This is a genomic window from Paraburkholderia sp. RAU6.4a, assembly GCF_050435625.1.
Lineage (GTDB): Bacteria > Pseudomonadota > Gammaproteobacteria > Burkholderiales > Burkholderiaceae > Paraburkholderia > Paraburkholderia tuberum.
The window spans coordinates 2,584,927-2,610,945 of sequence record NZ_JBNDKQ010000002.1 but is presented as its reverse complement, the minus strand read 5'-3'; the positions used below and the strand labels follow the sequence as shown (position 1 = coordinate 2,610,945).

24 protein-coding genes, 1 tRNA gene and 1 pseudogene are annotated in these 26,019 nt (G+C 61.8%); 12 read left to right on the top strand and 14 right to left on the bottom strand.

The features are described 5' to 3' along the window. Positions 1–5: 5 nt before the first annotated feature. On the top strand, positions 6–272 hold the full coding sequence (locus tag OKW40_RS16920) for a hypothetical protein (protein WP_429490591.1): 267 nt from the start codon (positions 6–8) through the stop codon (positions 270–272). Positions 273–288: 16 nt separating this feature from the next. Here the strand turns inward: OKW40_RS16920 and OKW40_RS16915 are convergent, their stop codons facing one another. Beyond that, the gene (locus tag OKW40_RS16915) at positions 289–2,145 is read right to left on the bottom strand and encodes a phosphoenolpyruvate carboxykinase (GTP) (RefSeq protein ID WP_184060914.1); all 1,857 of its coding nucleotides are present in this window, start codon (positions 2,143–2,145) and stop codon (positions 289–291) included. Between the two features lie 386 nt (positions 2,146–2,531). Between OKW40_RS16915 and OKW40_RS16910 the strand changes: the two genes are divergently transcribed. Then, on the top strand, positions 2,532–3,545 hold the full coding sequence (locus tag OKW40_RS16910) for a D-2-hydroxyacid dehydrogenase family protein (protein ID WP_184025762.1): 1,014 nt from the start codon (positions 2,532–2,534) through the stop codon (positions 3,543–3,545). Between the two features lie 58 nt (positions 3,546–3,603). On the opposite strand, the gene OKW40_RS16905 is transcribed toward OKW40_RS16910, so the two are convergent. Together OKW40_RS16905 and OKW40_RS16900 are read right to left on the bottom strand one after the other, a co-directional pair. Then, on the bottom strand, positions 3,604–4,482 hold the full coding sequence (locus OKW40_RS16905; protein WP_090805505.1) for a patatin-like phospholipase family protein: 879 nt from the start codon (positions 4,480–4,482) through the stop codon (positions 3,604–3,606). 75 nt (positions 4,483–4,557) lie between these two features. After that, positions 4,558–4,962, bottom strand: coding sequence for a PaaI family thioesterase (locus tag OKW40_RS16900; RefSeq protein WP_018418954.1), 405 nt, complete (start codon positions 4,960–4,962; stop codon positions 4,558–4,560). A 200-nt stretch (positions 4,963–5,162) separates the two neighbouring features. Between OKW40_RS16900 and OKW40_RS16895 the strand changes: the two genes are divergently transcribed. After that, positions 5,163–5,238 (top strand) — tRNA-Lys (locus OKW40_RS16895). A 364-nt stretch (positions 5,239–5,602) separates the two neighbouring features. Beyond that, entirely contained in the window at positions 5,603–6,358 is a 756-nt protein-coding gene (locus OKW40_RS16890) for a complement resistance protein TraT (RefSeq protein WP_184040829.1), read from the top strand. Between the two features lie 114 nt (positions 6,359–6,472). Here the strand turns inward: OKW40_RS16890 and OKW40_RS16885 are convergent, their stop codons facing one another. After that, positions 6,473–7,990: a sensor domain-containing diguanylate cyclase gene (locus OKW40_RS16885; protein WP_429490589.1), complete on the bottom strand. Its 1,518-nt coding sequence runs from the start codon at positions 7,988–7,990 to the stop codon at positions 6,473–6,475. Between the two features lie 436 nt (positions 7,991–8,426). Between OKW40_RS16885 and OKW40_RS16880 the strand changes: the two genes are divergently transcribed. Beyond that, positions 8,427–9,014 (top strand): LysE family translocator, encoded by a 588-nt coding sequence (locus OKW40_RS16880; protein ID WP_429490587.1) that lies wholly within the window; start codon positions 8,427–8,429, stop codon positions 9,012–9,014. Positions 9,015–9,054: 40 nt separating this feature from the next. Here the strand turns inward: OKW40_RS16880 and OKW40_RS16875 are convergent, their stop codons facing one another. The 5 genes from OKW40_RS16875 to OKW40_RS16855 form a co-directional block, all read right to left on the bottom strand. After that, a complete protein-coding gene (locus tag OKW40_RS16875) occupies positions 9,055–9,927 on the bottom strand; it encodes an AraC family transcriptional regulator (protein ID WP_429490585.1) in 873 nt (290 codons plus the stop codon). Positions 9,928–10,068: 141 nt separating this feature from the next. Next, positions 10,069–10,863, bottom strand: a complete 795-nt coding sequence (locus tag OKW40_RS16870) for an ABC transporter substrate-binding protein (RefSeq protein WP_429490583.1) — start codon at positions 10,861–10,863, stop codon at positions 10,069–10,071. Between the two features lie 64 nt (positions 10,864–10,927). Further along, a complete protein-coding gene (locus tag OKW40_RS16865; RefSeq protein ID WP_429490581.1) occupies positions 10,928–12,082 on the bottom strand; it encodes a pyridoxal phosphate-dependent aminotransferase in 1,155 nt (384 codons plus the stop codon). Between the two features lie 343 nt (positions 12,083–12,425). Then, the gene (dbpA, locus tag OKW40_RS16860; RefSeq protein WP_184056100.1) at positions 12,426–13,829 is read right to left on the bottom strand and encodes an ATP-dependent RNA helicase DbpA; all 1,404 of its coding nucleotides are present in this window, start codon (positions 13,827–13,829) and stop codon (positions 12,426–12,428) included. A gap of 23 nt (positions 13,830–13,852) precedes the next feature. Next, complete coding sequence (locus tag OKW40_RS16855; RefSeq protein WP_090802271.1) at positions 13,853–14,053, bottom strand: hypothetical protein; 201 nt, start codon at positions 14,051–14,053, stop codon at positions 13,853–13,855. Between OKW40_RS16855 and OKW40_RS16850 the strand changes: the two genes are divergently transcribed. Next, positions 14,046–14,183: a hypothetical protein gene (locus OKW40_RS16850; protein ID WP_429490579.1), complete on the top strand. Its 138-nt coding sequence runs from the start codon at positions 14,046–14,048 to the stop codon at positions 14,181–14,183. The genes OKW40_RS16855 and OKW40_RS16850 overlap by 8 nt on opposite strands. Here the strand turns inward: OKW40_RS16850 and cadR are convergent. Next, complete coding sequence (gene cadR, locus OKW40_RS16845) at positions 14,176–14,607, bottom strand: Cd(II)/Pb(II)-responsive transcriptional regulator (protein WP_429407840.1); 432 nt, start codon at positions 14,605–14,607, stop codon at positions 14,176–14,178. The genes OKW40_RS16850 and cadR overlap by 8 nt on opposite strands. Before the next feature lie 81 nt (positions 14,608–14,688). On the opposite strand from cadR, the gene OKW40_RS16840 reads away from it, so the two are divergent. Then, on the top strand, positions 14,689–17,124 hold the full coding sequence (locus OKW40_RS16840; protein ID WP_429490577.1) for a heavy metal translocating P-type ATPase: 2,436 nt from the start codon (positions 14,689–14,691) through the stop codon (positions 17,122–17,124). Between the two features lie 31 nt (positions 17,125–17,155). Here OKW40_RS16840 and eutC read toward each other — a convergent pair whose 3' ends face one another. Both eutC and OKW40_RS16830 read right to left on the bottom strand, forming a co-directional pair. After that, positions 17,156–17,947 (bottom strand): ethanolamine ammonia-lyase subunit EutC, encoded by a 792-nt coding sequence (eutC, locus tag OKW40_RS16835; RefSeq protein ID WP_429490576.1) that lies wholly within the window; start codon positions 17,945–17,947, stop codon positions 17,156–17,158. Then, positions 17,944–19,338 (bottom strand): ethanolamine ammonia-lyase subunit EutB, encoded by a 1,395-nt coding sequence (locus OKW40_RS16830; protein ID WP_429490574.1) that lies wholly within the window; start codon positions 19,336–19,338, stop codon positions 17,944–17,946. Before OKW40_RS16830 ends, eutC begins: the two co-directional genes overlap by 4 nt. Before the next feature lie 312 nt (positions 19,339–19,650). Between OKW40_RS16830 and OKW40_RS16825 the strand changes: the two genes are divergently transcribed. Then, on the top strand, positions 19,651–20,532 hold the full coding sequence (locus tag OKW40_RS16825) for an AraC family transcriptional regulator (protein ID WP_429407847.1): 882 nt from the start codon (positions 19,651–19,653) through the stop codon (positions 20,530–20,532). Between the two features lie 459 nt (positions 20,533–20,991). Here the strand turns inward: OKW40_RS16825 and OKW40_RS16820 are convergent, their stop codons facing one another. After that, a complete protein-coding gene (locus OKW40_RS16820; protein ID WP_429490572.1) occupies positions 20,992–21,897 on the bottom strand; it encodes a dienelactone hydrolase family protein in 906 nt (301 codons plus the stop codon). Between the two features lie 922 nt (positions 21,898–22,819). Here OKW40_RS16820 and OKW40_RS16815 point away from each other — a divergent pair. From OKW40_RS16815 to OKW40_RS16800, 4 genes and pseudogenes are all read left to right on the top strand, one after another. Further along, positions 22,820–23,402, top strand: a pseudogene (locus OKW40_RS16815) (transposase). Beyond that, positions 23,378–23,734 carry an IS66 family insertion sequence element accessory protein TnpB gene (tnpB, locus tag OKW40_RS16810; protein WP_090812353.1) on the top strand — a complete coding sequence of 119 codons (357 nt, stop codon included), beginning with the start codon at positions 23,378–23,380 and terminating at the stop codon, positions 23,732–23,734. The pseudogene OKW40_RS16815 and the gene tnpB overlap by 25 nt, the downstream one beginning before the upstream one ends. 30 nt (positions 23,735–23,764) lie before the next feature. Next, entirely contained in the window at positions 23,765–25,345 is a 1,581-nt protein-coding gene (tnpC, locus tag OKW40_RS16805; protein WP_429488555.1) for an IS66 family transposase, read from the top strand. A gap of 121 nt (positions 25,346–25,466) precedes the next feature. Beyond that, a complete protein-coding gene (locus OKW40_RS16800; RefSeq protein ID WP_429490570.1) occupies positions 25,467–25,619 on the top strand; it encodes a hypothetical protein in 153 nt (50 codons plus the stop codon). Between the two features lie 22 nt (positions 25,620–25,641). Here the strand turns inward: OKW40_RS16800 and OKW40_RS16795 are convergent, their stop codons facing one another. Continuing rightward, complete coding sequence (locus tag OKW40_RS16795) at positions 25,642–25,866, bottom strand: hypothetical protein (RefSeq protein WP_184060931.1); 225 nt, start codon at positions 25,864–25,866, stop codon at positions 25,642–25,644. Positions 25,867–26,019: the final 153 nt, after the last annotated feature.

Sequence of the window (26,019 nt, the reverse complement as noted above, 5' to 3'; positions counted from 1 at the left end):
CGAACTTGGAATTCTCCTACGACTCGCAAAATCGTGCAGAAGTTGCCCGCAAAATAGGAAATATTGTCAATTTTGGTACGACTGTGTCGATAAAACCGGGGTCTGACCAGCGATTATTCCCAAATCAAAAACAATCTGCTGCGCTGCAGCTCGCTCCGTCTTTTTTGTTCGAACAGGCGCAACGGTCGTTCGGCCGTTGCGGAACTCGAAAAAACGGAAATAAACCGTGCGCCCAAACGAAAAAACCGCCCGAGGGCGGCTTTTTATGCTGAGTGTGCACTCACATAATCAAGCTGTGAGTTTTTCCTCGAGCGCGCGCTTCGCCTCAGTCAGTGCCGGCGGCAGACCGTGTTGCAGCGTGTCAAACAGCTTCGCGTGCAACACGAGCTCGTCGCGCCATGCAGCGTCATCGACGGAAATCACCTGCTCGAACTGCTCGCGGCTGAAGTTCAGCCCGCTCCAGTCGATGTCCTCATAGTGCGGCGAAATGCCGAACGCATGCTCTTCGCCCTGCGCAGTGCCTTCGATGCGGCCGACCATCCAGCTCAGCACGCGCATGTTCTCGCCGAAGCCAGGCCACACGAACTTGCCGTCCGCGCCCTTGCGGAACCAGTTCACGCAGAAGATTTTCGGCAGCTTCGCGCTCAACTGCTGCAGACGCTCGCCGGTCTTCAGCCAATGAGTGAAATAGTCGCTCATGTTGTAGCCGCAGAACGGCAGCATCGCGAACGGATCGCGGCGCACCACGCCCTGCTGTCCAGCCGCCGCGGCGGTGGTTTCAGAGCCCATCGTCGCCGCCATGTAGACGCCCTCGACCCAGTTGCGCGCTTCGGTGACGAGCGGCACGGTGGTCGAGCGGCGGCCACCGAAGATGAATGCGTCGATTGCGACACCGGCCGGGTTTTCCCAGTCCGCGTCGATCGACGGGCACTGCGAAGCCGGCGCCGTGAAGCGCGCGTTCGGATGCGCCGCCTTGCGGCCGGTTTCCTTTGCCTCGGCCGGCGTCCAGTCCTTGCCCTGCCAGTCGATCAGATGCGCCGGCGGCTCGTCGGTCATGCCTTCCCACCAGACGTCGCCGTCGTCGGTCAGCGCGACGTTCGTGAAGATCACGTTTTCCTTCAACGTGGCGAGCGCATTGTAGTTGGTCTTTTCGCTCGTGCCCGGCGCAACGCCGAAGTAGCCGGCTTCCGGATTGATCGCGTACAGGCGGCCGTCCTTGCCCGGCTTGATCCACGCGATGTCGTCGCCGATCGTCGAGATTTTCCAGCCGTTCAGGCCCGCCGGCGGGATCAGCATCGCAAAGTTGGTCTTGCCGCACGCCGACGGAAACGCCGCCGCCACGTGATGCTTGCGCCCGTCCGGCGAGGTGACGCCGAGAATCAGCATGTGTTCGGCGAGCCAGCCCTCGTCGCGGCCCATCGTCGATGCGATGCGCAGCGCGAAGCACTTCTTGCCGAGCAGCGCATTGCCGCCATAGCCCGAGCCAAAGCTCCAGATTTCGCGCGATTCGGGGAAATGCACGATGTACTTGGTCTTGTTGCAAGGCCACGACACGTCCTGCTCGCCCGCCGCGAGCGGCGCGCCGACCGAATGCACGCATGGCACGAACTCGCCGTCCTCGCCGAGCACGTCATACACCTTGCGGCCCATGCGCGTCATGATGCGCATATTGGTCGCGACGTACGGGCTGTCGCTCAACTCGACGCCGATATGCGCGATCGGCGAGCCGAGCGGGCCCATCGAGAACGGCACCACGTACATCGTGCGGCCGCGCATCGCGCCATCGAACAGGCCGTCGAGCGTCGAGCGCATTTCGGCCGGGGCGATCCAGTTGTTGGTGGGGCCGGCGTCCTCGGCGCGCTGCGAGCAGATGAAGGTGCGATCCTCGACGCGCGCGACGTCGGACGGATCGGACCAGGCGAGATAGGAATTGGGACGCTTGGCGGGGTTGAGTTTCTTCAGCGTTCCGGCTTCGACCATCTGCGCGCACAGGCGGTCATATTCTTCCTGCGAGCCGTCGCACCAGACCACTTTTTCAGGCTTGGTCAGCGCGGCGATGCGCTGGACCCAGTCGATCAGCTTGCGGTGTTTGATCCATGTGGGCGCCTCGATAGTGGGCTGGCCTTCGAACGAGGGATGATTCATCGACTTGTCTCCGTTTGAAGCAATAGAAAAACGGTACAAGCCCGGGGACGCTGCATGCGAGAGGCATTGAATTCATCGCGCCGACGTGTCAATTTTCCACTGGCGGCGCATGATCGCGCAGATCGTCCTGGGCCACACAGCTTGCCAGGCGGAGGCACGCTTCCTACAAGGCTTCTGCAACCTTGTGTAAAGCGGCTTGCCTCAACACGCAACAAACTGCTAAAAACGTTCTCAATTCGCCCTCACGTAGCGTTGCCGTTCGTTTGTGTGCGACAGCTTCTACGGTAGGACATCTAGCCAGACCAACGTGTGAGCTAAGTCACATGATGGGACAGTCAGCATAACATTCGGTTCGCACCAACGAGGTGCGCCGCAAATTACATACCATGAAGATTGCCATCCTCGACGATTACCAGGACGCCGTTCGCAAGCTCGACTGCTTTCAATTGCTGGCCGACCAGGAAGTCAAAGTATTCAACAATACCGTGCGCGGTCTCGGACAACTTGCGAGCCGTCTTGCGGAAGTCGACGCCCTCGTTCTGATTCGCGAGCGTACCCGCATCACGTCGCAACTACTCGACAAGCTGCCGCGTTTGCGCATGATCAGTCAGACTGGCAAAGTGTCGAGCCACATCGATCTAGCGGCCTGTACCGAGCGCGGCATTGCCGTGCTCGAGGGCAGCGGTTCGCCGGTCGCGCCGGCCGAACTGACGTGGGCACTCATCATGGCCGCCCAACGGCGTATTCCGCAATACGTGGCAAACCTTAAACAGGGCGCCTGGCAGCAGTCGGGGCTGAAGACGTCGGCGCTGCCGCCGAACTTCGGTTTGGGGCAAGTGCTGCGCGGACAGACGCTAGGGATCTGGGGCTACGGCAAGATCGGCCGACTGCTCGCTGGCTACGGCAAGGCGTTCGGCATGAACGTGCTGATCTGGGGCCGCGAGCACTCGCGCGAAGCCGCTCGCGCCGATGGCTACAGCGTCGCGGCGAGTCGTGAGGAACTGTTCGAGACCAGCGATGTGCTGTCCCTGCATCTGCGTCTGCACGACGACACGCGTGGCATCGTCAAGCAGGACGATTTGATGCGCATGAAACCGACCGCGCTGCTCGTGAACACGAGCCGCGCCGAGCTGCTCGAAGAGAGTGCGCTGGTGAACGCGCTGTCGCACAACCGTCCGGGGATGGTCGCGATCGACGTCTACGAAAGCGAGCCGATCCTGCAAGGCTACAGCCTGCTGCGCATGGAGAACGTGATCTGCACGCCGCACATCGGCTACGTGGAGCGCGAGAGCTACGAGCTGTATTTTTCGGCGGCGTTCAACAACATCCTCGCGTTCGATGCCGGCGATACCGCCAGTGTCGCGAATCCGGAGGCGTTGCAGGGCGGGCGTCGGCGGTGATTGGTGGGCGAGGCGGCCGGCGGATCAGCTGTGTGCCCGCCCCGCCCTGTCGCGTCGCTCATCGCGCTTCGTGCGCTCCCGCCTCCATCAATGCAGGGATGCGTTCAAGGAAGACCTCACCGTCGGCACGGCCAAGGTTATAGGCGTGCACCATCTGCGACGGACTCGTGTAATCCCAACTCGAAATCGGCACCTTGCGCGACGGTTGCACGTAAAGCCGCTGCTGCACGCCGTGTGGCACGACGAACATCTGCGGCCGCGGATAAAGACGCGTGACCATCACGAGCACGTTGCCCGGCGCGTCGGCATCTAGCGCGCCGACCGGCACGTTGTCGACCATGCCGCCGTCCAGCACCGGCCGGCCGTTGCGCCGCAGAACCGGCGTGAACGGCGGTGTACTCGACGATTGCAGGATCAGGTCGGCCAACTCGTCGACGCTTGCGCAATCCTGCGCGCGCACGAATTCCGGATGAAAGCCAAGCGTCCGACCGAGCGTCGGATGCAGCGTCTTGCGCACGTATTTTTCGATGTTGTACGCGACCAGCCCTGCCGCGACCGCACTTCTCGCGCCGAGCCAGCGCGGCAGATGCGACACGCCGATGCGGATTTCCGGCGCCTGCGCGAGCCTGGAAAACTTGTCGCCATAGATATCGAGCAGCGCCTGACGGTAGATCCGGTAATGCGGGAACACCGACTCGCCGCGCAGCAGATTGCCCCAGTATGCGTTGCGCGTGTTGTGGCGCAGCGCGTCTTCGTAATAGCGCATAACCCAGTCGGCGTCGCCGCGCGTGTAAATCATGCACGCGGTTGCGGCGCCGGCCGAAATGCCGGTGATTACGCGCGGACGGATGTCGAGCTGCGGCTGCACGACGTCCCAGAAACCCGCCTGCCACCAGCAGCGGTTGCCGCCGCCGGCGAATACGACCTGATCGAACATGCTGCTTTTCCTTGCTTTCCTTTGCTCTTGCTGCGCGCAGATTGTGTTGGCGGCCCCCTCGGGTCCGACGCGCATTCACTCGAGCAGCGCGTAAGTCGTAGTGGCTTGAACCGCCATGTTGCCGCCTTCGTCGAACAGTTCGACTTCGCCAAACACGAGATTGCGGCCCATGCGCAGCACGCGCGCCTTGATCAGCACATCGCCCTTGCGGACCGCGCGCATGAAGTTGATGTTCAGCGACACCGTGCTCATCGGCTTGAAGCCGCCGAGCGCGGCGGTGATGGCGACGACCATCGCCGTATCCGCGGCCGCCATGAATACCTGGCCGCTGATCATGCCGCCCGAGTGTCGCCACTCGCCAGAGAACGGCAGACGCAGCGTGGCACTTTCCTCGTCGACCTTGATCGGCGTCAACGTGAGCGCCCGGACCCATGGGGCGAGAACTCGGTCGAGCAGCTCGGTAATCTCTTTGTCATCCATGGGAATCCCCGGGCGAAAGCCGCGATGCTGCGTGCGGGAGGTGTCCGCGACATGATACCGGCAGCGTTGGACGCGTCGATGTTTTCGGGATGACGGCTTTGTCGAGGGAACGCTCAAGTTCGGGCGATGCGATCTTTTTAATAACACTGCGAAAAGGGCTTGGCAATCTCAAAAAGATCCTGCATAATTTCGCTTCTGTTGGGGCGTTAGCTCAGTTGGTAGAGCAGCGGACTCTTAATCCGTAGGTCGAGTGTTCGAGTCACTCACGCCCCACCACCAGATTCAAGCAAAAAGCCCGGTCACTGCGACCGGGCTTTTTGCGTTCTGGCGCCTGTGCAGGCAAATGGGACAACGCGGCTGCGGCACACCCATTCGCAAACTACTGCGAGATTGCGCAAGCTGCGCAGCCCTATCACCATACGCCCAACATCCGCTCCCCCGTAATGGCCATGCCATTACCCAATTAGCATAATTTCGCTTCTAACCCTAAAGATTCCCAAGCTAGCAGCCGACATTCCACATGCCCTTCCTTTCCTCATAAGCATGCAAGGACGGGTATCTGCGAAGAAATTAATTCAAATGATTGGCCAGCGTGCAGCAGGGGAGCGTAATGATCTGCTGCAGAAACACAGGGGAAGTTATGAAATTGAACAAACTTGCACTTACAGCAGTTCTTCTGGCTACGGCCGGCACCACCAGCTTGCTGACCGGGTGTGCGGCGACCCAGGTTGCGATCAGCAAGCACGACCTGGATGTCCAGACAAAGATGTCGGACACGATCTTCCTCGACCCGGTCGCCGATTCGAAAAAGACTGTTTTCGTGCAGATCCGCAATACCTCCGACAAGCCTGATTTCGACATCGCGGCTGACGTGAAAGCGGCCGTCTCGGGCAAGGGATACCGCATTGTCGGAGACCCCGACCATGCGCAATATATCCTTCAGGCAAACATCCTGCAGGTAGGCAAGGTCGCTCCGTCGGCGGCCCAGGAAGCATTCGGCGGATATGGCGCCCCTCTTGGCGGTGCCTTTCTTGGCGCGGCCGCCGCGGCATCGTTTGGTAGCACGCATGCCGCGCCGATCGCTGGCGCGGCCCTCGCGGGCGGTCTGATCGAACTGGTCGCCAACGCTGCAGTTAAAGACGTGTACTACACCGCCATTACCGACGTGCAAATCAAGGAGCGCCAGCACAGTGGCGTAGCGAGCCACGAAAACTCCACACACAACCTGCACCAAGGCAACAGTGGCGGCACAACCGTGACCTACAGCGAAGATACGAACTATCGTACGTATCAGACCCGCATCTTGAGCGTCGCCAACAAGGTGAATCTCGAGTTCGCTGAAGCAGCGCCGCCGCTGCGCAGTGGGCTGGTGCGCGTTATCGCTGGCTCGTTCTAATCCAGGCATCGACAACCGGCGCGAGGTAGCACGTCGCGGAAATCAGAAAGGGTTGCACGCGAAAGCGTCGCAACCCTTCTTCATTTCCGGCGCAGAAAAATCAGGAGCGACCGGTCACCCAACTCCCATCTGCGCGACCCTATTCCTGCCACGGGCCTTTGCCGTATACAACGCCTCATCGGCAGCCCGAACGACGACGCTGACATCCGTCACCCGATCCGACCGCGACGTGGTCGCGCCGATGCTGACCGTCACGCGACCGAACTCGCCGCCCTGGTGCGCGATGCCCAACTCGCCGATCGCCACGCGGATGTTCTCGCCGACCACCCCGGCGCCGGCGGCGTCGGTATCCGGCAGCACCACGACGAACTCCTCGCCGCCGTATCGACCGACGCAATCGCCCGGCCGCTGGATCACCCTGCGGATGCAGCGCGCGACCGCGGTCAGCGCGACGTCGCCGGCCTGATGACCATACGTATCGTTATAGGCTTTGAAGTGATCGATATCGACGAACAGCAGCGATAACACGCTGCCCGTGCGGCGCGCGCGCAGCCATTCGCGCTCGAGCGTTTCGCACAGCGCGCGGCGATTGGGCAGGCCGGTGAGTCCGTCCGTGCCGGCAAGCCGTTCGAGCTCGTGCTCCACCCGCTGTCGACGCTGCAACTCGGCGCCGAGCCACGCCGCCAACACGATCACGCCGATCCCGAAGATCAGCATCAGCGAACCGATCGTCAGCGCGCGCCCCCACCAGCCCGCGTAGATATCGTCGGTCGCCTCGGCGACCAGCACGATCAGCGGCAATTGCGGAATCCGTCTGAACGAGTAAAGCCGCTCGGCGCCATCGAGCGGCGAAGACGCGATCAAGCTGCCCTCGTCTTTCGCGAGCAGGTGCTGGAAGAACGCCGTCTTGCTGATGTCGCTGCCCGTCACGTGTCGATCGTCGGGCCGTCGCACGATGATCGTGCCGTCCGTTCTGACGATCGACACCGAGCCATGCTGCCCGATCCGCAGATCCGCGAACAGGCTCGTGAAATACTCCTGATCGATACCGAGCGCGACGATTCCCGCAAACGATCCGTCAGGCCGGGACAGTCGCCGGCTCAGCGCGATGCTGCGCGAACCGGGTCTGAGTCTCGAGTTGTACGGCGCGCTGACATCGAGCCCGAGATCCGGATCTTCACGATGAATCCTGAAGTACGGACGGTCCGAGAGGTTTCCCCCGCGCGGCACGTCGCTATCCGAATCGATCACGACGTTGCCCAGTGCGTCGATCACCACCATCGCGCCGACGTATTGCCCGGTCGCCGCGCGATCGAACAGGATCTCGCGCTGCAAACGCGGCGAATCGAGCACGCCCGGACGCCCGAGGCCATCGGCGACGGCCTGCAGCGACAGCGCGTACAGCTCGAAATTGCGCGCGATATCGCGCTCGGTGATCGTCGCGACATCGCGCGTCGAATCGAGAGCGCGCGCAATCGCATCCTCGCGGCTCTGATACAGCGCGTAGCCACACAGCGCGAGCATTGCGAGCACCACGCCGCATCCCGCGTAGATGACACCATCGCGTGGCATCCGCCATCTGCGCGCCCATGCGATCAGGACGTGAAACCGGGCCTTTCTTTTGTGGATCATGTGCTCTGCGTTTCCAACGGCGGGAGTCCGTTTGTCGAAGTACTCACTACGCTTCCGGTTTGTTGGGACAGAGCACCCAGCAGATAGCGAATCCATACGCAAGTGGAATCACGCATTTTCGAGGCTTCGGACTGTTTATCGGGCCGAATAATCGCCCGCTGCATAGGGGCATATCATAAGTTTCGATAAATAGAATTTACCTGATAATTCAAAAATTGTTTTTCCTCGGTAACGTTTGCGCGTATTTCTTTTTTAAATTCAAACGCGTGTTTGTTATCGAATCATCGCGTCATCGCCTAATGTTTTTGTGAACCGTTGAAGCCGCAGCGGTTTTAGCTTCTTATCGATTGGGCAATTTCCTTCAATACATGCCCTCGCCGCCTCGTTACCGTTGAGCGTCGCAATCCATTCGCACACTCACGTTTCGAGGCATCCGATGACCGCATTACTCTCGATGGCCGCGTTCGCGCTCGCCAGTTCCATTTCTCCCGGCCCGGTCAACGTCGTCGCGCTGAGCGCCGGCGCGCAGCACGGGCTCGCCGCGAGTCTGCGGCACGTCACTGGCGCGACGGTCGGTTTCACGTTGCTGCTTCTGTTGATCGGCCTCGGCCTGCACGAATTGCTCGCGCGCTTTCCCAATCTGATCGAGATCGTCAAATGGGCGGGCGTGGGCTTTCTGCTCTACATGGCCTACAAGCTCACCATCGATGACGGCCAGCTCGGCGCGGACAAGCCGGCGCGCGGGCCGTCGTTCGCGCACGGCGCGGCCATGCAATGGCTCAATCCGAAGGCGTGGCTCGCGTCGCTGGCCGGCATGGGCGCGTATGCGGCAGGCGGCGACGGCGGGCTCGTCTGGCAATTCACGGCGCTGTACTTCGTGATCTGCTATCTATCGATCGCGAGCTGGGCGTATGCCGGCACGTTTTTGCGCAGGCATCTGCGTGAAGCGAAGCGGGTCCGGGTGTTCAATCGCGTGATGGCGGCGCTGCTCGCGCTCAGTGCGATGTATCTGCTCGTCGAGTGACGCGAGCCGCGCCTGCTTCCCGAGGCGGCTTCATGCCGCGTCACGCTCCGCTGCGATATTGGCCCGGCGTCGCCGCCACCAGCCGCTTGAAGGTGCGCTGCAAATGCGCCTGATCGGCGAAGCCGGCATCGAGCGCGACATCGGCGATCAGTGCCCCGCGCCGCAGTTGCGCGCGACTGTACTGGATGCGTCGGTTGATCAGATACGCGTGGGGCGTCATGCCGTAGCGCAGCTTGAACGCGCGTATCAGGTGCGACGCGGACAGCCCGGCGGTTTCGCACACATCGTCGAGTTTTAGCGCGCGCGTGCAGTTTTCGGCGATGTACTCCGCGGCGCGCGCGAGTTGGCCGCTCACGGCACGCTCGGGCAGGCTCGCCGGATTGAGCGTTTGCTGCACGCTGGAGAAGAAGGTGATGGCCGCGCTTTCCTTGCGCAGGGTGTCGTTGTCGTCGTCGTTACCGGCGAGAATCGCACACAGCCGGTTCAGGCCGTCGAACAGCGCGGCATCGAGCGTCATGATCTGCGAAAACGCGCGGAACGCATGGTTCTCGTTGAAGCCCAGCTCGTGCTGCAGTTTCGTGAACCACGCAACGTCGACGTGCAGCATCCGATACGACCACCGCTCGCCGGCAACCGGGTTGCACGCGTGCACATCGTCGGGGTTCATCATCACGACGGCGCCCGCGCCGACCCATTCCCACGCGTGGCGGTTCAGGTACACGCTGCGGCCTCCCGTCACCGCGCCGATCGAAAACGTTTCGTGCGAATGTTTGGCGTAGCAGACCTTGCGGCCATCGTCGATGGAACGCGCCTCGATGAACGGCAGCGCCGCGCTGCGCCAGAAGCGCGGCGCGTCTGCGCCTTTTGCGCGTGCGGTGTTCGCAGCGCTTGCCGCTTCGATCGTCTCGCTCATGCGCGCTCTCCGGTTGATCCGCCGACTTCGCCGTTGTCTCCGACTTCGCGAAGCCTACGTATCGTAGCCGTCAAACGCATGGCCAACAAGCGAACGCGCGGCGCCGCTCGCAAACGGCGCCGCCGGCCGAACGCGACGCGATTACTTCGCGCTGACGTCGATATTGCCGAGATATTTCGCGGCGAGCGTCTTCACCGTGCCGTCGGCTTGCACCTTCGCGATCGCGGCGTTCAACTGATCGCGCAGCGCGGTATCACCCTTGCGAATGCCGTATGCGATGCCGCTGCCGAGAATCTTGTCGTCACGCACAGGCTGACCGACGAACGCGTAGCCCTTACCTTCGGGCTTCGACAGAAAGCCCGTTTGTCCGGCCGGCGCGAGCACGAGCGTGCCGTCGAGACGGCCAGCCGTCAGATCGGCATAGACCTGGTTCTGATCCTGATACGGCAGCACGATCACGCCGGCCGGTTCCCAATGCACCTTAGCGAAGGTCTCCTGAATCGAGCCTTGCAGTACGCCGATGCGCTTGCCCTTCAGCGACTCAGGCGTCGGCTGCAAACCGCTGTCGCTGCGCGCGATCAGTTGCGACGGCACGCGATAGACGACGGTCGTGAAATCGATCGCCTGGCGGCGCTGCTCGGTCGCGTTCATCGCTGAATTGATCGCGTCGAACTTGCGGCCTTGCAGGGCCGGAATCAGGCCGTCGAACGCGGTTTCGACCCACTTGCACGTCATGTGCGCGGCCGCGCAGACCGCGTTGCCCACGTCGATATCGAGCCCTTGCAGTTCGCCGTTCGGTCCTTTCGACTCGAACGGCGGGTACTGCGCTTCGAGGCCGAAACGCAGCGTCGCGGTATCGGCGGCGCTTGCGGCCGACGATGCTGCGAGCGACGCGCCGGCACAGGCCAGCGCCAACAAGCACTTGAGCAACTTCATGACATCTCCCTTCATACTTCGAATACTTTGATGACTTCGATACTTCGAGTGTGCTCTCGCGCGCTCAGATTTCACACAAACGCCGCGCGCCTTCGAGCAGCGTCGCGTCGTCCTTCGAGAAACTCAGGCGAATCAGCCCCGAATCCGTGCCGTCGGTGTAGAACGCCGACAACGGAATCGTCGCGACGCGCGCATCGCGGATCAGGCGCAGCACGAAATCGCTGTCGCTTTCATCGGAGAAGCCGCGGAACCGGGCGAGCATAAAGAAACTGCCTTCGCTCGGCAACAGCTCGAAGCGCGATTCGCGCAGCGTATGCGCGAGCAGATCGCGTTTCTTCTGATAGAAGTCGGACAGGCCGAGGTAGCTGTCGCGATTGGCGAGCGCGTCGACGAACGCGTGTTGCATCGGCGTATCGGCGGAGAACACCATGAACTGATGGACCTTGCGGATCTCGTCCATCAGTGCGGCGGGGGCGAGGCAGTAGCCGACGCGCCAGCCGGTCACGTGGTACGACTTGCCGAACGACGACACGATCACGCTGCGCTCGGCGAGTTCCTGATGGCGCGCCATGCTCTGATGCTTCGCGCCGTCGAACACGACGTGTTCGTAGACCTCGTCGGACAGAATCACGATGTCGGTGTTGCGCGTGAGCGCCTTCAGCCGCTCGATATCGGCGTCGCTAAAAATCGTCGCGGTCGGATTGTGCGGTGTGTTGACGATGATCATGCGCGTCTTCGGCGTGATCGCGGCGGCGACTTCATCCCAGTTCACGCGGAAGTGATCGAGCGACAGCTTGATCGCGACCGGCTTCGCGCCCTGCAGGCGCACGATCGGACCGTAGCTGTCGAACGACGGCTCGAAGTAGATCACTTCGTCGCCCGGATGCACGAGCGCGCTGATCGTCGAATAAAGACCTTCGCTCGCGCTCGCGAGCACGGTCACCTCGCTGGCGGGGTCGTAGCGCACGCCGTACAGCGTTTCGACCTTGTCGGCGAGCGCTTCGCGCAGCGCGCCGATGCCGGCCATCGGCGCGTACTGGTTGTGGCCGGCGCGCATCGCCTGCGCGACGCCGTCGACGAGCTTCGGGTCCGGCGCGAAATTCGGCGCGCCCTGCGACAGGTTCAACGCATCGTGTTGCGCGGCCAGTTGGCCGATCACGGTAAAAATGGTGGTGCCGACGTCCGGCAGTTTCGAGCGGGCTTGCATGGCGCTCTGCATAAGACTTTCTCCCTATCTACACCCGCCGGCGGCCGCGCGAATGGCGGCGGCGGGGCGTTACTTCCGGTGGGGTGATTAGGCATCAGCCAAAGAACGCTCACAATCGAAACTTTGTCATGCGCGGCATGCGTTTTCTTCATGGCTCGCGCGAAGCCGCTCGACGCAGGCCTAAGCCGGTGGGTTCATGGTTTGCGGGGACGCGGTGTGGATTTCGGGGAATGCGGGTAACTGCGTAGGTATGAAGGAATGTGATGCTGAGCGGCCCGGTCGCGAAAACGGCCGCTGACGCGGCCGTTTTCGAGTTATTGGACTTTCAATAGAAGCCGGAGGAGCTTCGGGTGAATCAGGCTTCGTCCATCAAACGAACCTTGACCTTGCGCCCCTTCAGCTTGCCCGCGCTGAGCCGGCGCACCGCCTCGCGCGCGATGCTGCGCTCCACCGCGACATAGGTCGACATGTCGGTCACGTTGATCTTGCCGATCTGCGAGCCCGCGAAGCCGGCGTCGCCGGTCAGCGCGCCGAGCACGTCGCCGGGACGGATCTTGTCCTTGCGGCCGCCGAGGATCTGCAGCGTTTCCATCGGCGGCAGCAGCGGTTCGTTGTTGCCCGCCTTCAGCTCGGCCAGCTTGTGCCATTCGACGTCGCGCTTGTGCGCCTGCTCGATCCCACCGACGCGCCCCATCTCGTCCATGCTCGCGAGACTCAGCGCCCAGCCTTCCTGATCGGCGCGGCCCGTGCGGCCGATGCGATGCGTGTGCACTTCCGGGTCCGGCGTCACGTCGACGTTGATCACCGCTTCGAGTTGCGCGATGTCGAGGCCGCGCGCGGCGACGTCGGTCGCGACGAGCACCGAGCAGCTGCGGTTCGCGAACTGGATCAGCACCTGATCGCGCTCGCGCTGATCGAGTTCGCCGTGCAGCGCAAGCGCATGGAAGCCCTGCGCGCGCAGCACGTCGAGCAGATCGCGGCACTGCTGCTTCGTGTTGCAGAACGCGATCGTGCTGACCGGACGATAGTGATTCAACAGCAGACCGACCGCGTGCAGACGTTCGTCTTCGGTCACTTCGTAGAAGCGCTGACGGATCTTGCTGTCGTCGTGCCGCTCGGCGAGTTTGACTTCCTTCGGGTTTCGCAGGAATTGCTGGCTCAGCTTCGCGATGCCCTCAGGGTACGTCGCCGAAAACAGCAGCGTTTGGCGCTCTTTCGGGCATTGCCTGGCGACCTTCGCGATGTCGTCGAAGAAACCCATGTCGAGCATGCGGTCGGCTTCGTCGAGCACGAGCGTGTTCAGCGATTGCAGATCGAGGCTGCCGCGTTCGAGGTGATCCATGATGCGGCCCGGCGTGCCGACCACGACGTGCGCGCCGTGCTCGAGGCTCGCCGTCTGCGGGCGCATCGGCGTGCCGCCGCACAAGGTCAGCACCTTGATGTTTTCTTCCGCGCGCGCGAGACGGCGGATTTCCTGCGTGACCTGATCGGCGAGTTCGCGCGTCGGGCACAGCACCATTGCCTGCGTGCCGAATTTGCGTACATCGAGGCGCGCGAGCAGCGCCAGCGAAAACGCCGCGGTCTTGCCGCTGCCGGTTTTCGCCTGCGCGATCAGATCTTGACCGGCGAGCGCGATCGGCAGGCTCGCGGCCTGGATCGGCGTCATCTCGACGTAGCCGAGCTGCGTCAGGTTCGCGAGCGTGGCGGGCGGTAGCGGCAACTCGCTGAATGCGGCGCCGGCGGGGGTGGGACTGTTCATAGGATCGTCTGTAGGAATCGCGATTACTCGGCCATCGGGCCCTGATCGGGGCGGCCCGGCAACTGCTCGTACAGCACCGCGCCGTTGTCGCCGTCGAAACGCTCGACGTAATTGCGCGCGCCGCACAGCGGGCAGCGGAACAGCAGCCCCTGGCCTTCGTTCTTGATGACGACGTCGGATTGCTCCCACTGCGCGCCGCAGGACTGATTTCTACAGGTGAACACGTTGATTCTCCAACTGGATTCGATGATCGATTGGCAAGGTCGCACATGCGGCCTTGCCGTGTATGGGGTTGCCGCGCCGGCGCTGTGTCGTGACGCGATTGCGCTCGACGGCAAGCATGGCGTCAGCTGAGATGCGTATGCCGCGGACGCGGCACGGCCACATCCATGTCGGTCAGGCCGTGCACGATGCCGCAGTCTTCGACCGGATGCTCGCCGTGGCATTGGTCGCGCAGCGTCGTCAGTTGCGCCTTCAGCTGCTGCAGTTCTTCGATACGCGTGTCGATGTGCGCGATGTGCTCGTCGACCAGCGTATGCATGCCGCCACAGCCGTTCGCCGGCGCGTCGGTCAGACGCAGCAATGCGCGGATTTCGTCGTGAGTCATGTCGAGCGCGCGGCAATTGCGGATGAAGCGCAGGCGCTCGACATGCTTTGCCGTGTAACTGCGGTAATTGGCTTCGGTGCGCTCCGCCTCGGGCAGCAGGCGCTCTTTTTCGTAGAAACGGATGGTTTCCGTCGTGCAATGGGCGATTTTCGCCAGTTCGCCGATTTTCATGGACCCTTCCTCCACGCGGCCTTGACCTTGTAGTGGCTTCAGGGTGTTTACTAGACCACAAATCGCACGAGGAAGCCACCAATGCCTGACACCTGCCGTATTGCCACCGATCGTCCGGAACTGGACGAAGCCTGTATGCACGGGGGTTGCGGCGACGTTGATGCGCGGCGCGACCATGATCACGGCAGGGGCACGGGTGAGGGATGTGGGCATTCGCATGGCGGTGAACATGCTTGTGGCGCCGACGTGGGCGGCGGTGATCGGCATGAAGGGCACGATCATCAGGACGGTCATGATCACGGCCACGCCCATGATCACGCTGCTGTCGCTTGCTGCGCCGCTAGCGCTTTTGCGCCTGCGTCGCTGCGCCTGCCTCCGTCCGAAGCCGTCGACGACGACCTTCGCACCGCAATCCGCATCCTGCAGATGGACTGCCCGACCGAGGAAGCGCTGATCCGCAAGAAACTCGGCCGTATGCCGGTCGTGCGTAGCATGGACTTCAACCTGATGCAGCGCGTGCTGACTGTCGTCCACGCGCCGGAGGCGCTCGAGTCGGTCCTCGTCGCCCTGCGCTCGCTCGACTTCACGCCCGAACTGGCAAGCGACGCCGGAAAGGGTGGGAACGCCGACGCGGTGCCCCAAGCAGCCACTGACGCAATGCGCAAGCCGTGGTGGCCCCTGATCCTCGCCGGCATCGTCGCGGGAGCCTCAGAAGCCGCTAGCTGGCTCGGCGCGCCGGCCTGGGTGGTGGCGGGTATGGCGGTCGTCGCGATTGCCTGCTGTGGCCTCACGACATATCGCAAGGGCTGGGTCGCGCTGCGCAACGGCAACTTGAACATCAACGCGCTGATGAGCATCGCCGTGACCGGCGCGGCGCTGCTCGGCCAGTGGCCCGAAGCCGCAATGGTGATGGTGCTCTTCACGATCGCCGAGCTGATCGAGGTACGCTCGCTCGACCGCGCGCGCAACGCGATCGAAGGACTCATGCTGCTCACGCCCGCACAGGCCAGCGTGCAGCAGCCCGATGGAGCGTGGCAGCCCGTCCGCGTCGACGCGATCGTGCCCGGGACGCTCGTGCGCGTGAAGCCGGGCGAGCGGATCGCGCTCGATGGCGAAATCGTCGCGGGCCGCTCGAGCGTCGATCAGGCGCCGATCACCGGCGAGAGCCTGCCCGTCGACAAGGCGATCGGCGACGCCGTATTCGCCGGCACGATCAACCAGGCGGGCTCGTTCGATTATCAAGTGACGGCGGCCGCCGGCAACACGACGCTCGCGCGGATCATCCACGCGGTCGAGGAGGCGCAGGGCACGAAGGCGCCGACGCAGCGCTTCGTCGATGAATTCGCGCGCGTTTATACGCCGATCGTGTTCGCGATTGCGCTCGCCGTCGCTCTGGTCCCACCACTCGTGTTCGGTGGAGCGTGGCACGCGTGGGTGTACAAGGCGCTGGTGCTGCTCGTGATCGCGTGTCCGTGCGCGCTCGTCATTTCGACACCGGTGACGATCGTCAGCGGGCTCGCGGCCGCGGCGCGCAAGGGGATTCTGATCAAGGGTGGCGTTTATCTCGAACAGGGTCGCAAGCTGACCCGGTTGGCGCTCGATAAGACCGGGACGATTACGCACGGGAAGCCAGTGCAGACGGAGTTTGAGGTGGTTGGTGACGCGCGTGAAACGTTCCGATACCGCACGCTTGCGGCAAGCCTCGGGGGCCGCTCCGACCACCCTGTTTCGATGGCGATCGCTGCTGCCGCCAATGACGACGGCGTCGAACACCTGCACGTCGATGCGTTCCAGGCGATCGCTGGACGCGGCGTGCGCGGCGATATCGACGGTATCGCGTACTGGCTCGGCAATCATCGCCTGGTCGAAGAGTTGGGCCGCTGCTCGCCGCAACTCGAAGCGCGTCTCGATGCGCTCGAACAGCACGGCAAAACCGTCGTGATGCTCGCCGATGCGCAGCGCGTGCTCGCGCTGTTTGCGGTCGCTGACACGGTGAAGGAAACGAGCCGCGCGGCCGTCGCCGAATTACGGCGACTCGGCGTCGGCACCACGATGCTGACCGGCGACAACCGTCATACCGCCGAGGCGATCGCGCAGCAGGTCGGCGTCGATGAAGCGCGCGGCGATCAGTTGCCCGAGGACAAGCTCGACGTGGTCACGCAATGGTCGAGCGATGGCGCGACGGTCGGCATGGTCGGCGACGGCATCAACGATGCGCCCGCGCTCGCGCGCGCTGACATCGGCTTCGCGATGGGTGCGATGGGTACCGACACCGCGATCGAAACCGCCGACGTCGCGTTGATGGACGACGATCTGCGGAAGATTCCGACGTTTATCCTGTTGTCGAAGGCGACGTACGGGGTGCTGGTGCAGAACATCACGCTCGCGCTTGGCATCAAGAGCGTGTTCCTCGTGCTGACGTTGATGGGCTTCGGCACGATGTGGATGGCGGTGTGCGCAGATGTCGGTGCGAGTTTGCTGGTAGTGGGCAATGGTTTGAGGTTGTTGCGCAAGTGAGTGGGCGTGCGAGATTTACGCTCGTTGCTTCCTACGCTGAACCGTCGTTCACGGCAGGATGCGTCGGAGCGCTGGCTAGCAGCTCATCGCTGTCGTCTTTCAAGCCCACCCCTGTCAGTCTCAGCTTCCTCGCCTGCGTGAGCAGATAGTGCAGCTTGTGCGCGGCCTGCGGATAGTCGAGGCCTTGCGGGCGCACGTTGGAAATGCAGTTGCGCTGGGCGTCGCTGCACCCCGTTTTCGGCGCGTACGTGACGTAGATGCCGAGGCTATCCGGTGAACTCAAACCCGGCCGCTCGCCGATCAGCATCACAACGATTTTCGCGTCGAGCAATTCGCCGATCTCGTCGCCGAGTGCGACGCGCGCCTGACGCGCGACCACTGCGGGACCGATGGTCCAACCCGCGAGCTTTGGATGTATAGCTTGCAGCAACGGTACAGCCTGCTTCGATGCGGCGAACGCCGATAGACCATCGCCGATCATAAACAGCACATCGCTTGATTGCGATGGCAGTCGGGCAAGCGTCGCGCGACTCTCCTCCGACAGACGCCGCCCAAGATCGGGGCGCCTCAAATAATGCTCGCGATCCGGCGCGGCGCTATGCACGTCGAGCGTGTTGAAACCTTGCGCGCGCAGCTGTGCGTGCAGCGGGTCCACGTCGAGCGGATGGTGCACGGCGTCGCGCGCCTGCGCATGCGCGAGATTGAACGCGAGCAATGGTGCCGTCGGCAGGCTGTTGCCCGCGCGGCCTAACGCGATGCGCGCTTGCGTAAACCGACGCAGTGCGCTCCACGGGTCCTTGTCGAGTGCGTCGTTCTCGCTCATGCGATCCCCATCCAGTCGCGCGCGCCTTCGAGCAGCGGTTGCCGCGCCGATGCGCCGATCAACGCGCCGCGTGCGTCGATGATCTGCATCGACTCCAGCCATTCCTCGAATTCCGGCGCCCGGCGCAAACCGAGCACGTCGCGCACGTACAGCGCGTCGTGAAAGGACGTGCTCTGATAGTTGAGCATGACGTCGTCCGCGCCAGGTACGCCCATGATGAAATTGATGCCCGCTACGCCGAGCAGCGTCAGCAGATTGTCCATGTCGTCCTGGTCCGCTTCGGCGTGGTTCGTGTAGCAGATGTCGCAACCCATCGGCACGCCGAGCAGCTTGCCGCAGAAGTGATCCTCGAGGCCCGCGCGCGTGATCTGCTTGCCATCGTACAAATACTCAGGGCCGATGAAACCGACTACCGTATTCACCAGAAACGGCTTGAACTTGCGCGCGACCGCATAGGCGCGCGCCTCGCAGGTCTGCTGGTCAACGCCGAAATGCGCATCCGCCGACAACGCGCTGCCCTGCCCCGTTTCGAAGTACATCAGATTGCTGCCGACGGTGCCGCGTTGTAGCGACAGCCCCGCCTCGTACGCTTCCTGCAGCAGCGCGAGCGAAATGCCAAAGCTCGCGTTCGCTTTTTCGGTACCGGCGATCGACTGGAATACGAGATCGACCGGCGCGCCTTTTTCCATCGCGGCGATCGTGCTCGTCACGTGCGTGAGTACGCACGACTGCGTCGGTACCTGATAGCGCTGGCGGAAGTCGTCGATCATCTGCAGCAGCTTCGTGATCGCGGCGAGGTTGTCGCTCGCGGGGTTGATGCCGATCAGCGCGTCGCCGCAGCCGTACATCAGGCCGTCGAGCATCGAGGCGGCGATGCCTTTGACGTCGTCGGTTGGGTGGTTCGGTTGCAGGCGTACGGACATGCGGCCCGGTAAACCGACCGTGTTGCGAAAGCGTGTGATGACCGGGCGTTTACGGGCGGCGGTGATCAGGTCCTGGTTGCGCATCAGCTTTGAGACGGCGGCGACCATTTCTGGTGTTAGGCCCTCGGTGATGCGGGTGAGTGCGTCGGTGTCGCTTGTGGTGCTGAGTAGCCAATTGCGGAAGTCGCCTACTGTCAGATGGGAGATTTCGGCGAAGGCTGCTGGCGAGTGATCGTCGATGATCAGGCGGGTGACTTCGTCGGTTTCGTAGGGGATCAGCGGTTCGTTCAGGAACGTGCGTAGCGGCACCTCGGCGAGCGCCATTTTGGCGGCGACGCGCTCTTCTTCGCTCGCTGCCGCGATGCTTGCGAGCTGGTCGCCCGAGCGTTGCGGGCTCGCTTTCGCGAGCAGGGTCTTCAGGTCGGCGAAGCGGTACGTGCGACTGCCGATCGACTCGGTGTAGCTCATGTTTGCGGCTCCATCGCCTCGCGCGAACGCGGGTAGGAATGGGAACGGCGGTTACATGCTGCAGGTTGCTTGCTGCTGGTGCTGCGCACTACACGATAGCGCCAAACGGCGGCAGCGTCACGTTGCGGAGATTGGGGCTGTTTGCCGATGCTGTGTTTGGCGCTCCTGCTCGCGTCCACGGGGCGCGGTCAACAGGCGCTCAATCCCCTTTGTGCGCACCGCTTGAAATCCGCAGGATTTGGTAAACGGCCGACACTCGCTGACGTGATACTTTGTTCGCATCCTCTCGCGACAATTTTCTGCGGTCCAGTCATGAACGAATCAGACCATCGGGCTCGATACGAGACGCGACTCGCACGCGTGCTCGACCATATCTACGATCACCTCGACGAACCGCTCGATATAGGACGGCTTGCGGAGATTGCGTGTCTGTCGCCGTATCACTGGCACCGGATTTATCAGGCGATGTATGGCGAGACGGTCGCGACGACCGTGCGGCGTTTACGGTTGCATCGCGCAGCGGGTTTTCTTGCGAGTAGTTCGATGCCGATTGCTCAGATTGCCGAGCGTTCGGGGTATAGCAGTTTGCAGTCTTTTTCGCGGACGTTTTGCGCGGTGTTTGGTGTGCCGCCGGCGCAGTATCGCAGGCAAGGCACGCATAGCCGGTTTCGTCCGGCGCTTTCAGGAGACGATCAGATGACGATGATTCGTGAGGTCGTGATTCGTTATGTGGAGCCGATGGAGATTTTGTCGGTCGATCATGTCGGACCTTATATGCAGATCGGAAAGGCTTTTGATGCTTTGTTGGGGTGGCTTGCGAAACATACTCTGCTCGAGGCGCAGGTGCGGATGATCGGGGTTTACTTCGATGATCCGGGAGTGGTCGAGGAGAAGGCGTTGCGCTCGAAGGCGGGTGTGTTGTTGCCGGGGCCTGTGATGGCTGAAGTGGCTTCGGCTGTTGGGATGGGTGGGGCGGTTTCTGCTACGCGTATACGCGGTGGGGAATATGCGGTGTTGCGGCATGTGGGGCCGTATAGCGATATGCGAGCGGCTTATGAGTGGTTGTACGGGACCTGGCTCGTGCAGTCTGGGAGGGAGGCAGCGGATGCGCCGGTGTTTGAGGAGTATTTGAACAGTCCCAAGGAGACTGCGCCTGCGGAGTTGGTTACGGAGATTTGTTTGCCGTTGGGGTGAGGTGTGGGTGGCTGGGTTGGTGCTCGCTGGTTCTCCGTCCTGCGATGTTGCTGTCGTTATGTGCGTATACGTTGCGCGTGTTTCGGCGTGCTTCTCCGGTTTTTATAGTCTTTATATATGTATACGTAGTAATAGTTAACAAGTGGGGCGTTCGGCTGTGGATAACGTGGAAGTTCGTTTACGGATCAATGCGCTGCAGAATCGATAACCCTTGGGAGCGCGGGCGGACAGGTTAACGGAGCCAGGGAGAATTTTTAGCCGACCGGTTACCGCGGCGCATTTATCAAGGTTTCGCCCACAATGTGTTCGGCTGTTTTTACAAAAGTTTTCCAAAGGGGGATGTGGATAAGTGGCCTCGAGTGGAAGGCCATTTTTTGAAGAAGATCTCGCAGAAAGCAAATCTCCGCGCGTTTTACGTAACAGCCCAAAGCAATGCTGTTCCCGCCAGTCTCAACGGAATCACGGGGCACGTGTCGGTGTCGGCTTAAGCGTAGTGGTAACCAGGTTGGCTATTGCCTTCTTCGTTTGCTCCGTCGCGCTCTCGTCGTACCCGATTGTCACGCCCCGTTCGACACAGGGGTCCGCATATGAGAACGGCAGGTTGCTTTTGACGTTAAGCAAATGTCCCGCACTGCGTTCTTCCCATGCACAATTGCGCACTGTTTGCGCTTTCGGCAGGGAGGTTGGATGTGCGAAGGCGCGCGCATCGAAAATATGATTAACCCCGGCAAACTCGGTCAGCTCTACGTCCGCCCCCTTGGCTTTCAGCCGTTCCACATAGGCCTTGCAAGGCGCGACCGGGTCATAGTTGTCTGCGCTTCCATGGAATATGCGAATGGGAGCCTGTGATACGTTGTCGTCATCGAGGTAGTGGGCACTGCAGTCTGGGTAAAGCGGAACATAGGCTGCAAATCCTGGAGTCGATGCATCGGCATGCGCTTTCTGGAAGCGCACCATGCTCGCGTAGAGCGTGTCTTGCCCTCCACGGGAAAAGCCCATTAGCATCACGCGGCTCGCGTCGACATGAGGGTTTTTGGAAATAAGGCTGAGCGCGCGATACGCGTCTTCTGTCTGGGCGAGTCTGCCAAGCTGACTCTGGTCATTGATTGTGTTTTCTATGCCTCGGCTCGTGAAACTGTCGACAACGAAAGTGGCAACGCCCAACGACAGGAACCACTGCTCCCAGTCCGCTATCTGGCCGCCGATACCCCCAGACGGGTGCAGCAGTATGACGGCGGGCAGCCTGTCGGTCCCGGATCGAGGCAGCCGCAATTCACCGGCTATCGTCACGCGCTTGCCGTCTTCGCTTCCGGCCAGAAATTGCTCGTCTGTGAGCGTCAACGACTCGAATGGAATGACTTCCATTCGCGCCACCTGCGCGTAGGGGACGCGCGGAATGCAAAGGAGCACAAGGACTAGCAAAAGGAACGGCAAGCCTCTCACACTTGCGAACATGGCCGTCTCCCATGAGTACGGACAGAGTTATTTATGCAGCGTTATAGGCGGTCCGGGCAGGAATGCAATGCAAATGACAGAATTGTCGTGATACGACAGACGGTGACGGCAGACGGCAGACGGCAGACGGCAGACGGCAGACGGCAGACGGCAGGCACTTTATCGATTCGCCGGGTCGCGCATGTCCAGAAAGTCGAGGATTCGAGTCGCTTTTAGCCGTCCGGAGTCGCCGAGCGCGGTCGGCGCGCGAGCGTAGCGCCGATTTCACTTCGCCGCCCCCAGGTTGATTCCTGAGCGGGAGATGTTTGGCCTGAATGTCGACTCCGCGAGCAGGAAGAAAAGCTCAAGCAGTATCAGCACGTCGACGTATTGTTCATCAGCCTGACTATTAATAAAAAGTTTAAAACTCTTATTGAACGGGTCGACCGGTATCGAAGTGATGCACTATCGTTCAGCAACAGGACAATCGCAAATGCTGGTGTTGAACGGATAGTTCAACACGCGATGGCCGCCGCCGAAAATCAGATTTGTGCACAAACTGTCCTGACGCCACTGGATGAATTTGCGGCGCGGCGCGCGGAGCAAGCCAGCAGGATGTTGAAAAAGCGCGTTAGGCGCGTGGTCTCGAATCGGGACGCTGACTACGCAGCGCTTCACGATGTACGTATCGCGGGGAAGAGAAGAGGCTGCGATATTCACTCGAATTCTTCACGCCGGTACTTGACGACCACTACCTGGCGGCGATTGAACGTAAGCGATCCATTTTCGGCGTCTAGCCGCTGGGGACAGGAGCGAGGAGCATAGGTGTCCACCTATTCGGAGGTGGACACCTATGGCTGACAAAGATCCAGAGTTAAGAGTAGTTCGACGCAGCAGCGACGGTCGCCGTCGTTACGACGATAAAGGCAAGCGTGCGCTCGTTGAGGAAGCGCTGCGTTCTGGCGTGTCGGTTGCCCGCCTTGGCGCAGGAGCACGGGATCAACGCCAACCTGCTACGCAAGTGGATCACGAAGTACCTGCTGGAGCGCGAGAAAGGCATCTCGCCGGCATCGCAGGATGATGCTACCGGCGAACAGGAACGTCCACATGCCCCGGAGGAAATCGTACTGGAGGGCGCGCTCGCGGTGATTGATGGCGCGCCCATTGACATCCCGGGTTCGCGCAAACGCTCCCCACCTGTCGCCTCGCCCACGGCATTCGTGCCTGTCGTTGCAGCACCACCAGCACGGCCAACCGCACCGCCGTCGCCGTCGCCGTCACCGTCACCGTCACCATCGCCATCGCTGACGCTCGCACTGCATGTGCGACTGTCCAACGGCGTCGAGTTTGATCTCGGCGAGGCGAGCATCGACGAACTGACCACCGTGGTCCAGATGCTGGGGAGGATGCCGTGTTCCGGTTCGACGAAGGCCTGAAGGTCTACCTGCATCGGGAACCCGTCGACTTCCGGTATGGCATGAACAGCCTGTCGATTCTCGTGGAGCAGGCCATGCATTTGAACCCGATGGATTCCTCGCTCTATGTGTTTACCAACCGGAGATGCGATCGCATCAAGATCCTGGGCTGGCAAGGCAACGGTTTCTGGCTCATGCTCAAGAGACTCGAGGCAAACGATCGCTTCGTGTGGCCTGACAGCGCGAACCGGGTCGCGACACTGAGCGTCGAGCAGCTGCACTGGCTTATCGAGGGCATCGACATTGCCGCAGTCCAGCGACATCCCAGTCGAGATTACGCACGCGTGAGCTGAACACGTCACCGGCGTGCCGGTCTAAGCGGTATGCCGATCAACGTGATCATCGACGCCGACGAACTCAAGGCACTGCTCGCGATGCGAGAGGCCTATGGTTCGCTTCAGCGCGATCATGAGGAGGTTCGCAGCGCACTGCGCCTCGTGACAGCTGAGCGCGATCTCGCCGAGGAACGACTGCGCGCTTACCGTCGCGAACTGTTTGGCGCGAAAAGCGAAGCGCGCGCCTCGGACCAGTTCGGCCTGTTCAACGAAGCCGAAGCGCTCGGCGCGAACGCCACTCCCGCGCAGGAAGATACCCCCGGAACCGAGGTCGCGGCCCACAAGCGCAAGAAGCGCGGCCACCGCAAGCCTCTCGATCCCAATCTGCCGCGTGATGTCGTGCGACACGAACTCCCTGAGGCAGAGCGCTTCTGCGATCACGACGGACACGCGCTCGTCGAGATCGGCGTCGAGATCAGTGAGCAGCTCAATGTCATTCCCGAGCAGTTGCGAGTCACCCAGCATCAGCGTATCAAGTACGCCTGCCCATGTTGCGATCTCGGCATCAAGGTTACGCCGGCACCGCCCCGTATCATCCCGCGTGGGCTGCTGAGTGAATCGGCGCTCGCGTGGATCGCCACCGGCAAGTACCAGTTCGGCATGCCGCTCTATCGCCTGGCCGGTCTGCTGCGTCGCTTCGGCGGCGACATCTCGTCGAACACGATTGCCGCGAGCATGGTCCGCGTCGGTCTTGCGACGCAACCCGTCATCAACCTGATGCGCGATGCGCTGCTCGATGCCGAACTGATCTACGGCGACGAGACGACGTTCCAGGTCCTGAAGGAGCAAGGGCGAAAGCCGCAAACGAAAAGCTATCTGTGGGCGCAGATGACCGGTTCGGGCATCCCCATCCGTTGCTTCACCTATACGCCTGGTCGTGGCGCCAGGCTGGCTGACAGGCTGTTTGCCGGTGTCCGTAAAGGTGCCGCCCTGATGACCGATGGATACGAACCCTACAACGGCATCGCTGAACAGTACCAGCTCGTGCACCTCGGATGCTGGACGCACGCAAGACGGTACTTTGTGAAGGCGGAAGACAATGTCCCCAAAGCAGCGCGCCCGCCCGATCTGCTCGCGACACGCTTCATCAGCCTGATCGGAAAACTGTTCGCGGCCGAAGCGCGAAGCCAGACGTGGACGGCTGGGCGACGACAGCGATTGCGGCGACGATACAGCGCGTGCGTACTCGATGTTATCGAAAAGCTGATGCTTGAGCACTCGCCTGGCGTCGTCCCCAACAGTCTGCTCGGCAAGGCGCTGACCTATCTGCACGGGCAGTGGCCGAAGCTGATCCGTTACGTTGAAGACGGCAACTGGCCCATATCGAACAACCCTTGCGAAAATTCCATTCGCCCGTTCTGCCTGGGACGCCGCGGCTGGTTGTTTGCTGACACCGTCGATGGCGCAAACGCGAGCGCCAATCTCTACTCACTGGTCGAAACCTGCAAGGCGAACAGCATTGATCCGTATCGCTATCTCACCTGGCTGTTACAGCGTCTCCCGCTGGCACAGACCGTCGACGACTACGACGCGCTCTTGCCCTGGAAGATGCCCATCGATCTCCGCTGACTGAGCCCTGTACCACATCTCATGAGAACCGCGCCCTTACTCTGAGGGGTGTCGTCAATGGATCGCGTACGATTGAACAACTCGCACAGGTCCGGGAGCACCTGGCCATTTGAACGACTTGGTGACCAGCGAAACCTTACTCCGCGAATATGCTTTTCAGCTCGGCGAACCGCATGCGTTGAAGAAGGCAGTCAAATATCTGGGGGAGCAGCAGCAACTCCACGGACGGGTCGCGCTCGAAATGCTGCGTACAGGCTGTCAGGTGGGGCCGTGAGTACAGCCATTCCTGAATCATTCTAGCTACCAGACGCTTTCCGCTTCCTCGACTCGACCCGTCGCGACAGGTCGGTCAGCAGCCATCTAGCAACTACGTCAGGCCCGTTCATGTCATGGCTGGCGAACTTGATTTCGTCCTCGAAGTAGACGATAACCGTGCCGCTCATGACGCGGTAGCGGCCCCGATAGCGGGTGCCATCCAACTCGACTTCGATTTCCCTGGTTGTTTCGTAATCTTCGACCATCAACACCGCCCTGTAGTAACTATGACCAGTCGAACTTACCCAATCACATGAGGTACGTCAACGACACAGGAGCAGGAGCCTTTCGGTGCACTTCTTCAATGCGGCAGAATGCGGCGTTGCACGGCGTCGTGATGGTTATTGATGTCAATTCGG